Source organism: Borrelia coriaceae, assembly GCF_023035295.1.
Classification (GTDB): Bacteria; Spirochaetota; Spirochaetia; order Borreliales; family Borreliaceae; genus Borrelia; species Borrelia coriaceae.
In genome coordinates this window covers 15,692-29,098 of sequence record NZ_CP075077.1, presented here as the reverse complement: position 1 = coordinate 29,098, position 13,407 = coordinate 15,692, and the positions used below count along the sequence as shown (strand labels likewise).

Annotated in this window: 17 protein-coding genes; 15 read left to right on the top strand and 2 right to left on the bottom strand. The window is 27.8% G+C overall.

The features are described 5' to 3' along the window. Nucleotides 1-169 precede the first annotated feature (169 nt). The 6 genes from bcCo53_RS04505 to bcCo53_RS04480 are packed head-to-tail and all read left to right on the top strand — an operon-like array spanning nucleotide 170 to nucleotide 3,694. On the top strand, nucleotides 170-1,465 hold the full coding sequence (locus tag bcCo53_RS04505) for a DUF244 domain-containing protein (RefSeq protein ID WP_246938358.1): 1,296 nt from the start codon (nucleotides 170-172) through the stop codon (nucleotides 1,463-1,465). A 21-nt stretch (nucleotides 1,466-1,486) separates the two neighbouring features. Next, nucleotides 1,487-1,684, top strand: coding sequence for a hypothetical protein (locus bcCo53_RS04500; protein WP_246938357.1), 198 nt, complete (start codon nucleotides 1,487-1,489; stop codon nucleotides 1,682-1,684). Then, nucleotides 1,677-2,072, top strand: coding sequence for a single-stranded DNA-binding protein (locus bcCo53_RS04495; protein WP_025409099.1), 396 nt, complete (start codon nucleotides 1,677-1,679; stop codon nucleotides 2,070-2,072). Before bcCo53_RS04500 ends, bcCo53_RS04495 begins: the two co-directional genes overlap by 8 nt. A gap of 25 nt (nucleotides 2,073-2,097) precedes the next feature. Then, nucleotides 2,098-2,439 (top strand): hypothetical protein, encoded by a 342-nt coding sequence (locus bcCo53_RS04490; RefSeq protein WP_025409098.1) that lies wholly within the window; start codon nucleotides 2,098-2,100, stop codon nucleotides 2,437-2,439. Between the two features lie 29 nt (nucleotides 2,440-2,468). Next, entirely contained in the window at nucleotides 2,469-2,885 is a 417-nt protein-coding gene (locus bcCo53_RS04485) for a DUF261 family protein (RefSeq protein ID WP_025409097.1), read from the top strand. Then, nucleotides 2,882-3,694 (top strand): DNA adenine methylase, encoded by an 813-nt coding sequence (locus tag bcCo53_RS04480; protein ID WP_246938356.1) that lies wholly within the window; start codon nucleotides 2,882-2,884, stop codon nucleotides 3,692-3,694. The genes bcCo53_RS04485 and bcCo53_RS04480 overlap by 4 nt, the downstream gene beginning before the upstream one ends. A 122-nt stretch (nucleotides 3,695-3,816) precedes the next feature. On the opposite strand, the gene bcCo53_RS04475 is transcribed toward bcCo53_RS04480, so the two are convergent. Further along, on the bottom strand, nucleotides 3,817-4,554 hold the full coding sequence (locus bcCo53_RS04475; protein WP_246938355.1) for a site-specific integrase: 738 nt from the start codon (nucleotides 4,552-4,554) through the stop codon (nucleotides 3,817-3,819). 530 nt (nucleotides 4,555-5,084) lie between these two features. Continuing rightward, entirely contained in the window at nucleotides 5,085-5,495 is a 411-nt protein-coding gene (locus bcCo53_RS04470) for an Mlp family lipoprotein (RefSeq protein WP_025409089.1), read from the bottom strand. A 167-nt stretch (nucleotides 5,496-5,662) separates the two neighbouring features. On the opposite strand from bcCo53_RS04470, the gene bcCo53_RS04465 reads away from it, so the two are divergent. The 9 genes from bcCo53_RS04465 (at nucleotide 5,663) to bcCo53_RS04425 (ending at nucleotide 13,404) form a co-directional block, all read left to right on the top strand. Continuing rightward, complete coding sequence (locus tag bcCo53_RS04465; protein WP_025409088.1) at nucleotides 5,663-6,208, top strand: DUF603 domain-containing protein; 546 nt, start codon at nucleotides 5,663-5,665, stop codon at nucleotides 6,206-6,208. A 10-nt stretch (nucleotides 6,209-6,218) separates the two neighbouring features. Then, a complete protein-coding gene (locus tag bcCo53_RS04460) occupies nucleotides 6,219-7,571 on the top strand; it encodes a PBSX family phage terminase large subunit (RefSeq protein ID WP_246938354.1) in 1,353 nt (450 codons plus the stop codon). Nucleotides 7,572-7,610: 39 nt separating this feature from the next. After that, nucleotides 7,611-8,354, top strand: a complete 744-nt coding sequence (gene bdr / locus bcCo53_RS04455; RefSeq protein WP_246938353.1) for a Bdr family repetitive protein — start codon at nucleotides 7,611-7,613, stop codon at nucleotides 8,352-8,354. Nucleotides 8,355-8,497: 143 nt separating this feature from the next. After that, a complete protein-coding gene (locus tag bcCo53_RS04450; protein WP_025409020.1) occupies nucleotides 8,498-9,700 on the top strand; it encodes an anti-CBASS protein Acb1 family protein in 1,203 nt (400 codons plus the stop codon). An 11-nt stretch (nucleotides 9,701-9,711) separates the two neighbouring features. After that, the gene (locus bcCo53_RS04445) at nucleotides 9,712-10,383 is read left to right on the top strand and encodes a DUF1357 family protein (protein ID WP_025409019.1); all 672 of its coding nucleotides are present in this window, start codon (nucleotides 9,712-9,714) and stop codon (nucleotides 10,381-10,383) included. 14 nt (nucleotides 10,384-10,397) lie between these two features. Next, a complete protein-coding gene (locus bcCo53_RS04440; protein ID WP_025409072.1) occupies nucleotides 10,398-10,958 on the top strand; it encodes a DUF228 domain-containing protein in 561 nt (186 codons plus the stop codon). Between the two features lie 2 nt (nucleotides 10,959-10,960). Beyond that, entirely contained in the window at nucleotides 10,961-11,800 is an 840-nt protein-coding gene (locus bcCo53_RS04435) for a DUF228 domain-containing protein (RefSeq protein WP_246938352.1), read from the top strand. A gap of 27 nt (nucleotides 11,801-11,827) precedes the next feature. Then, the gene (locus tag bcCo53_RS04430; RefSeq protein ID WP_025409108.1) at nucleotides 11,828-12,406 is read left to right on the top strand and encodes a DUF228 domain-containing protein; all 579 of its coding nucleotides are present in this window, start codon (nucleotides 11,828-11,830) and stop codon (nucleotides 12,404-12,406) included. Nucleotides 12,407-12,426: 20 nt separating this feature from the next. Continuing rightward, on the top strand, nucleotides 12,427-13,404 hold the full coding sequence (locus bcCo53_RS04425; RefSeq protein WP_246938351.1) for a hypothetical protein: 978 nt from the start codon (nucleotides 12,427-12,429) through the stop codon (nucleotides 13,402-13,404). Nucleotides 13,405-13,407 lie beyond the last annotated feature (3 nt).

Here is a 13,407-nt window from a genome sequence, read left to right as displayed (position 1 = left end):
TTTAAACTCCTTTGACGTATTATTGCTACCAATAGTAACCCAATACTCAATAAAAGTAAACTATTTTAATAAAAAATTTTTGTAGAAAATAAATATATCAAAACTTTTGACAAAAACAATTTTTGCTATATATTTATATTCATTAGTGACATCAAAAGGAGTATAAATTATGAAGAATAAGATATTAAAAAATGAAATTATAAAAAATGGAGACATGGTTAAAGTGGAACATCTTAGTTTATCTAATCAAAGTAATCAAAATAAAATAAACAAAATAGGTCGTAAATTAACAAAAATTCCTAAGAATGAATATTTTAAGTTTAATAGTGAAGTTGATTTTAGTATTCAAAGACAATCTTTAAGACGTATAGGTGCTAGTGAAGTTGGAAGCATGTTTATTGGTACTGAGCATGTGTCAAGACTTGCTATTGAAAGGATTTTAAAATCTGTAGATAGGGAAATCCCATTTAAAGATAATTTAAGCATGCGAAAGGGTAAGGTATTAGAAAATTTAGCATTTGATGAATTTATACGTATATATTCTGATAACATAGAGGTTTTATACAAAAACAAATATGCTAATGGGATAGATAAGTATAATTACTTCAAAAAGTATGGTAAAAAAGACAATTTAGTAGGTTCTACAATTGATGGTTGGTTTATAAATAAAGAAGGTGAATCAGAATTACTTGAGATCAAATGCAGTGATTCTATTGATTTAAGAAGTGCTGTTATTGAATATAATAAAACTGGTAATTTCCTAGAAAATAAATATTTCTTTAAATATTATGTTCAAGTTCAAGTACAGCTTGCATGTACTGGGTTAAGCAAGGGTAATTTGTTCTTCATCATAGGTAATGATGCTATTAACTGTGTAATAGATAGAAATGATGCTTTTATTAGTAAGGTAATGTTTGGTATTGAAAAACTTGAAGTGGAAGTTAATCGTATTGCTAAATATTTAAAACAGAACTGTGATGTCAAAAACATTAATTTAGACGCATTAATTACTCTTATAGATAATTTCTTTAAGTCTAGTTGCTTATATAATGAATTATCTAAATCAAATTACAAGATTGATTTTTTAGATTTTGTAAAGTCTGTTGATTTGGATACTAATTCTTATGAAAATCAACGTTTAAAGGGATGCTTATTAGAGATTAATGATTTACAATGTAAAATTGACAAAGTAGAGAATGATACTAAAAAAAAACATAAGTTAGAGTTAGATAAGATAACAAAGCCTATTAAAGATAAGCTTAAATTATGTATAAACTCAGTTTTAGGAGAATTCTCTTTACTTGAACATATACATTATTATCTTGAAGGCAATCTATTCTCTATAGATACAACTAAGAGAGCTATTAAGGATAGATTTAAGTCTTTAGGTGGTGATATTAACTTCAATTTTGATAGTTTAGATTTAGATAATGATTGGTCTACATCTAGTATAAGTGCTGTTTAGGAGAGGAAACACATGGGCTTGATGATAGTATTATCCTTATTTATATCTTATAAACTTATAAAGTTCTTGTGTGGGCTTTGCAAAAGGATTATAGAAAGAGTTGTTTATAATCTATGCTCAAAACAAGAATTTTTAGCAGACCTAAAACGATTCGAACGTGACTTAATACGCATGGAAATGCTAAGTAGATTAAAAGATAAGGAAAATTCTAGTGTTTGATATTAATTCTTTAAGTATGTCGGGTCGTTTAACTAGGGACTGTGAATTTGCTTATTTTGGTAATAAAATTCCTGCTTTAAAGTTTACTTTAGCTAATAATAGGGGATTTAAGAAAGATAATAAATTCACTAACCATTCTCACTTTTTTGATTGTGTTTTATTTGGTAAGAGGTCTGAGAGTTTAATTCAGCTTCTTACCAAGGGAGCACAAGTTGTAATTACTGGATCATTGCGTCATGAGAGTTGGTCTTGTAAGCGTACTGGTGAGAATAAAAGTAAGTACAGTATTTTAGTTGATGAGATTCAAGTTTTAACCTCACATAATAATGTTGAAAAAACTAGTTATATTAACTCTAAAGAAGAGTTTTATGAAGATATTCCATTTTAATGATTAAAAGTCAAGGAGTTTAAATTTGGGTAAGGTTATCTTTAAACGTGAGATTGTAAAAGAAATGCTTAGTAATAGTGATGATTTTGAAGATATTTTATTTAATAGGAAAGATGATGATGGAGACATTATGTTTGAAAATCTTAATAAGCAAGGGTTTACTGTAAGCAATGCTAAGTGGTGTCTCGATTTATTTTTGGGATTTTGCAAAGAAGATTATGAAGAAGCTTTTGAATGTGGAATCACCAAGATTAATAAGAAGAGTCTTTTTGTAAATAAGTCATTTAAATTATCTATGTTTTTAGATCGGATGTTGTATTTTTTTAATGAGGTTTTAAGTTTAGGGTTTTCTATAGAGATAGCTTAAGTTTTTAATAAGGAGGTTAAAGGTTAAAGATGTGTGTAAAACAAGATGATCCTAAGCTAGTTCTTCAGATACAGCGCTGGGGATGTTACTTTTTATCTCTTCATTATTACATAGCAAACTTTAAGAAATTACAGTTTAGTATCAATGATATTAATGTTAATTATCACAAGTTTGTTGATTTAGGATATATGAAATGTAATTGTTTTATTTTAAATCCATGCAAAATACTTAAATACTATGGTATTAATAGTGATGTAAGATGGGAACACCATTCTTATAAATGTAAATTGAATGAATTTGAAATAAGTGAAGTTAAAATCAAAGGTATTGAGGGTTATCATTTTATAGCAACTAATAATTCCTTAGTATGTTATGACTCATTGTGTCTTGATAGAAAAGGTAAGGAATATCAAGTTACATCAAAAAGGGTATTTAATAAAATTTGAAATTATTAAATAGAGAAGGCAGTAAGTATAGGTACAAAGCCAACATTATAAGTCTTTTTCCTAAACATACTTTATATATCGAAGGATTTTTTGGTACTGGATCTATATTTTTTGCAAAACCATTAGCTTGTTATAACATACTCAATGATAATTCTAAGTTTATATACAAGCTTTTTTATTTTTTAAAACAAGATCCTGATTTGCTTTACAGACGTGTAAGAGAAGCAATTATTTATGACAGAGTTATAAATGAGAATCAAGATAAAATAGAATATGTCATATTAAGGACTCTGTATTCTATTTATGGTACATGTAGTACAACTATAAAATTTAATAAAAATAATTCTAAGAAACTATTTTTAGAGAAGTTAAATACTTATAAATCCAAAATCAAAGAAATGCTTAATTTTGCAGTATTGACTTCTCGTGACATATTTGACTTTTTAAATGCTGTAACTAAGAAAGATAAGATTCCTTCAACATTTGTATATCTTGATCCTCCATATTCAATATCACGAGGTCGTTTGCATGAGAATCGGGGTTGGAATTTAGACTGTTTAGAAAAGCTCATTATAGAAATGAAGAGATATAATTGGAAGTTTGCAATAAGTGAATTTGATGATAAGGAGGTATTAGAACTTTTTTTAAAATATAATCTTCATATTAATTATATAGCTTTATCAAGTGGTATAGCTAATACTTTTGGTCATACTAAATATGAGATACTAGCAACTTCATACAAAGCTAGTAAATCAAGTATAACTTGTAAAAACACTAGGTATATCCAAAAGGAAATATTCAGTATATAGGTATTAATTTATGTGTAAAAAAATAGAGACCTAAAGCCTCTTAGTTTTTATATGAAGTAAAATTTTGCTTGTTTAGTTTTTCATTTGTTAATATTATACAATATTTTAGCAAAAACTAGTAGTTAATTTAAGCTATTTTTGATATCTTTGTAAGCTTGTATCTTACTAGCACTGGATAGGCCATAGACATTATCAATTTCAGAAGTGGATGAGTATTTCATAAGTTCTTTTATTTCAAATGAATTGTATCCTTTAGCTTTAAGTGATGCTATAAATATATTACGGCATATATGTAAGGACTTACGATATTTAAATCCAGATTTAACTAGTAATTCCTTAAACTGTTTTGAAATGTTAATTATATCAATTTTGTTGTCTTTAAATTTAACTTTACTTTTTTGAAAGAGATATGTACGCCTTGTGTCTTTTCCTTTAGATAGAAAGTAGTTTTGATGCGCTTGCATTATAGAGTTGAATTCAGATTTGCTAATGACTACTTCTCTTATGCATATACTATTTCTTTTTTTAGCTACATTTACACGAATAGAATAAAACATTTCACCATCACTACTCCTCTCTTTAGAGATATCAGTAAGTTTTACATTTTGAATCTCAACACCTCTACAACCAGTAATTGAGAGTAAATATACAAACCATCCTGAGATTGGGTCCTTTTCTTTAAGTTTTTCTATACACCTCTTTACTAATCTTATTATCTTATCATTAAGATAAAACCTTATAGGAATACTTCTTGTTTGCTTGGTTTTCTTATCTTTAAGATTAAGTTTTAGAAGATTTAGTTCTTCATTTAATTGTGTATTTTCCTTTATTAACTTATTAATTAAATGTTCTCTTTGCATGTACTTTACAAGTTAACTAAACACATTAAAAATATATAAATTTAACTATAAAAATCTTAGCAAATACTTACTCTTAAAGTCAAATTTAGATGCTTAGCATTGTATATAAAATATTGTCTTTAAGGTCATTTTTATAACTAGAATGTTTATTTTTTTGTATCTTAAACTATTATTCAATAGCTACTTTGTCTTATATTTTACAAATACTAAATTATTTACTCTACATTTACTCTATGATCTTTTTTAATAAACTAACATGTTACAGTGGTGTATTTATGTATAACAAATTTTAACTTCTTACTATCAGTTAACCTCAAGTTAACTTTTTTGTTCAACTTACCATTTTTGTAATGAGTTTAATTTATTCTTTTTTTTGTTTACAATTACTACTCTCTATTAACATCTTTATTATTAAAAAAGCACAACTTTGGTATGAGTCGTGCTTTTATTTGTTTTGAGTAAAGATGATTATTTATTTAAGATCTTACTTATCAATATACTATGTTTTTTGATATATACTAGCTTTATTGTTAATTACATGTGCTTATTACGCTTGTTTTAAAACTATCTAGTCTGTTTTCATCCATTGTATCAAAGTATCCTTGTATATGTGCTTTAAAAGCATTCTTTTTGTCTTCAGTACACTTTTCAAGTTCAGTTTGTATGTGTTTAAGTGCACTTTTAACTTTGCTTTCATTTAACAGTACAAACTTATTAAATTTAGCATCATTCCCTAAAGCTTGTTTTAAGAAATCTAGACTTGATTTTTCAGTATCATTTAATTTTGATCTTAATACTGCTTCGGGTTTTTCTTGTATATCTTCTGTTTGTTCTTCTTGTACTTCTCTTGTACTTCTACTTTTGGGTTTGTTTGTAAGATCATATTTGTAACAACTACCCATTAGTAGTAATGAAACAAAAATAAGATTAATTTTACTCATGTAACTCTCCTTATCATCATGATTGTAGAAATTTATCTCAATTTTGATTGTTATATTTCAGTTGTTATAAGTATTTATTGTTTTTGTAAAGTTTATTTTTTTGTTATAGAGTTTATGTTAATTAATTATATTTTTGTTAACTTAATGGTTAACTTGTGTTAAAGAGTATGAGTAGATTTAAAAAATCATTTGATGATTATATTGTGTATTTTAAAGAAGGTAAGCTTAATGACAGTAATATTGCAAAGGAAATGGGGGTTTCTAAAGCAAATGTAAGTAAGATGAGACACAAATGGGAAGCGGTTAAAGACAATTCTGAATATGTTAACAATAATAAGCTTACTATTCATGAAGATACTCTAACTAATATCTTACTTCATGCGTCTCAAAGTAATGCGCAAGCCCGAGATTTAAAGAGTCAGTTTAGTATGGCTCGTAGCCTTCTAGGAATAGAATTTATAAATTCATTTAGTAGATATGTAGAGTTGGAACTTAAAACTCATGATGATCAAATAGATAAAATAGAGTCTAAGATTATAAGTCTTTCTAAAGAGTGTGAACATTCACAAGAAGAAAATAGTAATGAAGACTTAACACTTCAACTGTCACAACTTAAAAAAGAAAGGGAAGTTAAGAAAATGCAGTTGTATTATGAGATGCTGCAAAAGCTAAAAGCAACAGATGTAGAGTCACGTTTTAAATTTCAAGTTTAAAGGTTAAGAAATGGATATATATAAATTACCAATGTTTAAAGAAATGCAAAGGGATTATAAACGTGAATTTGGGATTGATATATTAGAGTATATTAAGTTTAAAGAAGTAGAAGTTGATTTTAAAGGGTTTGAGAGTAAATATTTAACTAAAAAACAATTTGAAGTAATACGCAGTATAGAAAGAAATAATCAAAGTAAAATTATCTTAAGTGGTGGCATTGCAAGTGGTAAAACCTTTTTAGCATGTTATTTGTTCTTAAAAATCTTGATTAAGAATAGAAATTTATATAAACAAGATACCAATAATTTTATATTGGGTAATTCACAAAAATCATTAGAGATTAATGTTTTAGGTCAATTTGAAAAGCTTGCTAATATGCTAAATATCCCATTTTTACCTAAGTTTTCTAATACATCATATTTTGAACTTGATTCATTAAGAGTTAACCTTTATGGTGGTGATAAGGCAAGTGATTTTGAAAGATTTAGGGGAAGCAACTCAGCTCTTATATATGTAAATGAAGCAACAACTCTACATAAGGAAACATTAATAGAATGTTTAAAAAGACTTAGAGTGGGTATGCAAACAATTATTTTTGATACTAACCCCGACAGTCCTGACCACTTTTTTAAAACTGATTATATTGATAATACTAATACTTATTCTACATATAACTTTACAACTTATGATAATAATCTAATTTCAAAAGAATTTATTAAAACACAAGAAGAAATTTATAAAGACAAGCCAACATATAAAGCCAAAGTCCTTTTAGGCGAATGGGTTGCTCCGTGTGATGCTATATTTACCAATATTAATGTTACAAGTGATCATGAATTTGTAAATCCAATAGCATATCTAGACCCCGCATACAGTATTGGTGGTGATAATACTGCACTTTGTGTATTAGAAAGAGTAGATAATAAGTATTATGCATTTCTATTTCAAGAAAAACTACCATTTGGTGATCCTAAGGTGTTAAACACAATCAAAACTATATTAGGAAATCTAAATGTGCATACCCTTTATGTTGAAGATAGAGATAATATTTCAGGACATGGGAATGTAACACAAACCTTTTTAAAACTTAGATCAAATATGAATCATAAGTTTAGGATTGCACCGATAAAACCTATAAGTAATAAATTTACAAGAATTGCTACACTGATAGAACCCTTAGCAACCTCAAAGCTTAGTATTTTAGATTATTCAAGTAAATCAAGTATATCAGATATGTATAAATATAAAGGGGATGGTAAGAGTGATGATGATTCATTAGATAGTCTTTCAGCATCATATATGTTGTTAAGTCTAAATATGCGCTCTCTTAAAGCCCATTTTAGTAAAATAAGGTTCCTATAATGCATAAAATATTATATAATAATTAAATAAGGAGAGTTTATGCAAGAATCATCATTACAGTCTGTTGGAAGCGTACAAGTTTTTAGTGGTCATATAACTGAGGATATGATCTATCAAGAATTTATAAGGCTTGGAATGCAAGAGTTTATTGCAAATGATCTTTCTAAAAGATATTACCATAATGAACTTACTTACAAAGATATTGAGTATTTAGAAACTAATTTTAATCTTCAATTTGAAAAACTAGAAGAGAAGATTGATGGTGTAGAGAAGAGATTAGAACAGAAGATTGATGGTGTAAAAGATAAAATAAATGATGTACAGAAGGGATTAGAAGACAAAATAAATGGTGTAGAAAAAAGATTAGAAGAGAAGATTGATGGTGTAGAAAAAAGATTAGAAGAGAAGATTGATGGTGTAGAAAAAAGATTAGAAGAGAAGATTGATGGTGTAGAGAAGAGATTAGAAGACAAAATAGATAATGTAGAGAATAATTTAAATGTAAAGATAGATAGTAAATTTAATGAGCTCTCTAATAAGATAGACCTTAACAAGATGGAGTTAGATAATAAGATAGATAATGTAGAGAATAATTTAAATGTAAAGATAGATACTAAGTTTAGTGAACTAGATAATAAGATAGACCTTAACAAGATGGAGTTAGATAATAAAATAGATAAAACAGCATCAGAACTTAAGAGTACGTTAAGAGTGCATAATTGGATGCTTGGAACAATTATTACTATGTGTTTAGGAATTTTATTGACACTAATTTTTAAATAAATCAATGTGAATTCAATATCCCCTTCTTAAAGTCATATTTAAACAACAAATTTTTTTTCATAACCCTTATTTTTTTGTTAAAAAAATTTAGCAAAAACTAAGTATTGAGTTATATTTCTTATGGTTAAAGGTTAGAAGAATAAATGAGATTAGATTTCAAAGTTCATGCTAAAGATCTATACAAGTATTCAATATTCTTTAGAAATTACATCTCAAATGTAGCAGAAGACGTTCTTAAGAATGGGATCACTTTAAATAGTGTAATTCCAACTTCTTTGTCTATTGAAGATGCTCTAGATGCGTTAAAAATAGAATTAAAAGCAACATTATTTCAGTGCATAATCAGTTATCGTTTCAATGGTGTTGGGTATATTTTAGTTAAAACAGAAGACCAACTACAAGATTTACACTTAGAAGTAAATAAAGAATTTCCTACTGGATTTATGTATCTTGATTATAACAGTGTTCGTGATGAGGGGCCTGATGCTACTTATATAACATACAATTTGAAAATAAATGAAAACGATCAGATATCTTATAAGGAAATAAAAATTCATAAGAGTAGAGTAATAATACACTCTAATTATGACTATATACTTAAAGCATACAGTCCATGTTATACACCAAGCTTTTTGCTTAATATATATCTTTTTGAACAAATATATAAAGAAATAGAAAAGAGAATAGAGAGTCATAATTTTTTATTTTATAAAGATGAATCATTAGTAGAATTACAAGATGCTTTAGTTAATGCTAAAACGTCTCTAGATCTTTTAACTAAGGGTGTTGATAAGGGAAGTTTATTTACTAATATCTTCAGAAGGAATGATGATGAGCATATAAGCAAGTTTAAAGGTGTAAATAGTGAACTTGAAAGAGAACTATATAGACTTAGAAATAATTTAAATAATGACGGCATATTTTATAGTGGTACATCAGATGCTTCACTTGAAGTTATTAAGTATGACATAACCTATTTAAAAGAGGCTTTAGCATTAGTAAAAGCAAAGATAGGAGCTGATACTAAGGAGCCCTTAACTAGAAGCTTTAATGAACAAGTTAAGGGGCTTGGTAGTGATGGTAAAGGGGACAGATCTAACTATTACGACTTTTTAAAAGGTGTTCAAGAAGAGTTAGAAATTAATTGCAATAGTAAACTTAATAAATATTATTATTTAGACATTAGATTTAACTCATTGCATATTCTCACTGAAGAAGAAAAGTATGAAAGAGATTCCAAACTTATAGAATTAACCCTTAAATACAAGGAATTAGAAGCAAGTAATACGTTAAGTAAAAGTGAACTTGAGACTTTAAGATCAAAATTATTTTTTTATGAAAGCTAGAAGGAGAGTTTATGAATCAAGAAATACAAGATGTAGACAGTACACAAGAAGATACTTTAATTCAAAATACAGAGGGTAATAAAGAGAATACAGACAGTATTACTTTAAGTTTAAAAGAATATGAAGAGTATAAAGCATATAAAGCATCAAAAGAATCTGAAGGTAAGAATTTAACTATTAATGAGAGGATATCAAAAGAACTTTCAGAGTCACAAGCGCGTTTAGAAGAAGAAAATAAATTATTAAGTGAAGCTTCTCGTATTAATGAGATTGATAATTTAGCTCGTAAGCATTTAAGTAGTCATTTTAATAAAGAGACATTACTTGCTAAGGGATACTTATTAAAAGACATAATGCAAGCACAGCGTAGGGAGCTTGTTAGAAAATATGTACCCATTGAAGAGATTTATGCTATTGCTAAGGTAAGAGATACTAGTCATCTAGATGGTGAATTACTTGAACAACTTGTAAACCTTGCTAAAGTAAATATAAAGAAAAGAATACAATCTACAAGTGTCAATTCAAAAGGTGAGATTAAACTGGCCTTAACAAATGAGGATATCTCAATCTTAGATTCTAATTTTACTCCCCAAAACTTTAGTGAGTTTAATATTTCTATTGCTAATGCTTATAAAGAAAAAAGAAATCAATTTTATAAATCTAGAAAGCAAAAAACTGCTTAAGGAGATGAATACATATGTCAGAAACCATAACACAACTAAAAAAAGCTTATGATGACAAAGTAAAAGAAATACAAGATCTAATGAAAAACCCTAATAGAGATGCTGGGCTTTTTCATGTAGATATAGGTTTTAAAGACAAAGGTGTACACTTTGCAAATCAAGGTGGTACTCTAACTAGTAGTGTTGACAAGTTAGAAAATTATCCCGTTAAAGGATACCCATATAAACGTGGCGTTAAGCTATCTTACGAAGCAAATGATAGTGATGAGCCTTGTGTTGAAGCCGGGGGTGGTAATGATTTATATGGTATATGCACAGATATTGATGAGTTTACTAATACTGCTACAGTGATACCAATTACAAATAACTTTACTGGATATTTAGTAGTAAAACAAAGTGGTCAATCTTCTATTACACCAGGAGGAAAAGTTAAATTTGATGCAAATGGTGAACTTGAGAATGAAAGCGGTTCAAACACAACTATTAATGGTATTGCCTTATCAAGTGCATTTAAAATTAATGAAAAACTATATATAGCTCTTGTAAGTATATTTGGGAACAGAGGGTATAAATAATAGTGAATAACAAGGGTAATCAAAATCCAAGCTTAGTACCTAATTTGGGACATGTAACACTTGAACCCGATATGTATGCTGGCATGGATGATAATGAACTGATTGAGACTTTAAAACAACAGTTACAACAAGAACAAATAAAAGAAGATGATGAAGACAATGATGATGAACAAAAAGACGAAGAACAAGGAGAAGAATTACAACAACCTTCTAGAACAAGAGGACGAAGTCGAAGAAAAAGGCAAGCAGCAGTACTTGAAACTGAGGATGGTAAGTCATTGAAAGACGTTATATTAAAGTTAAAGAAATATTCTAAAAGTTTTAATTATGATGAAAGGTCAGTATTTAAAGCTAAAACTGATTTTAGAGATAAAAACTTAACATTTGATGCTATATCTCAATCTGTATCAAGTAGTACAGATAAGTTAGAAGAATACCCTGCTATAGGGTTTCCATACAAGAGTGCGGTTAAATTAAAAATTGAAACTGAAAAATCGGATGAGGTTCAAGTTGAAGTATCTGATGGTAAGAATATGTATGGTATATGCATTGATATTGATGAGCATACTAATGTAGCAACAGTAATACCTATAACAAATAATTTTGAAGGTTATGTAATTGCTAAAAGCTCTTCTAGTATTCAGATTGGTGATAAGTTAGATTTTGATTCAGATGGAAAAGTCATTAAATCAACTAATGATTCACAATCATCAATTAAAGCAATTGCATTATCAACTATATTTACATTAAATCTTACTGATGATACATCTAAAAAAGATCAAGAGGATTATAAGCTGTATTTAATAAAAATAGCTATTTATGGTAATAAGGCCGTTTCTTAAAGTAAAGCAAAAGGTTAGGAGGTTAAAGTGTCAACAAACATAACTCAGTTAGTAACTGACTATCAAGATAAACTTAAGAAACTAAAGAAGCAAATGAAGAACCCTACTAGTGATGCTAGTACTTTTAGTAATAAGGTTGATTTTAGGGATAAAAATAGACATTTACAAAATCAAGGTGGTACTGTAACTAGTAGGCATGACAAATTAGAGAATTACTTCTTTACAGGTTATCCATATAAAAGAGGAGTAAAGCTAGTTGTAGATACAACATCAGATAGTAGTAAACCACATTATGAACCACATGTTGCAGTTGGTGGTGAGGATGACATTTATGGCATATGTACAGACATAGATGAGTTTACTAATACTGCTACAGTAATTCCTATTACAAATAATTTCCAAGGATATTTAGTAGCAAAAGAAAGCAGTAGTATAAAAAGAAAAGACAAACTTAAATTTAATACAAATGGTGAGCTTGAAAAGGTTAACTCAAGTGATGGCAAAATTAATGCCATGGCATTATCAGATGCTATTGAACTTGACACTGAAAAAAAGCTTTATATAGTAAATGTAGCTATTTATGGTAATAAAGGTAAACCAAGTTAATAAGTTAAAGGAGGTTAAAGATGTCAGAATTATATGATCAAAATTATTATGCTAAAGAGATAGCAAATATATTTAATGAAGTAAAGTTACCAATATTTTATAATTGGTTTTCTAGTGAACAAATTGAAGATGTAGATTTAAAGACAGGGTACTTAAAAACAATAAAATGGGATGCCTTTCTTAATGCTAATCCAACAACATTAGTAAATGAAGTTAATACTATTGCTACTATTGGTTTTCGTTCAGAAGCAGTTAGACTTAACTATCTTAAATTACAATATAAGTTTAGACATTTAAAGCAAACTTCTGAAGGATTTTATAAAAATAATGATTATGCAGGTGATGTAAATAATAATTTACTTCCATTTAGGGAAGCATATAAGCTTGCAAGTAATGAGATTATTAAACTTATAAATCACTTTATATTGACTGGTTCTGTCTCAATACAAAAAGATGGTAAGAATCAAAAACGTATGCTTCCTAATATGTATGGACTGCTTAATATGCCTGATCAAGTAAAAGAAGATGTTGAGTCATCTAATAAAGATAAAATGGATAAAATATTTGAAAAAATAAAAGATGGGCTTGGAAAACTAGAACTTGGTGATGAGTTTTCTACTCCTATGATGGTACTAGTTGATCCAAAAACAAGTTTAAAACTAGTTGAACCCTATGCAATAACAAATACATCAACATCATCTAATATTTATTCTTCAACTGATTCATGGGAAGATTTTCTTATCAAGACTATTAAAGCTGTTAATAATAGACAAGAAGTATATATCCAAACATCTAATTTACTCTCAAATCAGATATTAATTTATCCATTAAATTCAGAATTAATTAAATTCAAACCAAGTAAGTATATGTTACCAATGCCAAATGAACAAGTTGATAAAGATTCAACTGATATTGCACATTCATACATTGATTTTGTTTTAGGGGGTCTTATTGCAACAGCAAAGAGCATATTAAGAGTTGATATTAAGCAAAGTTAATTA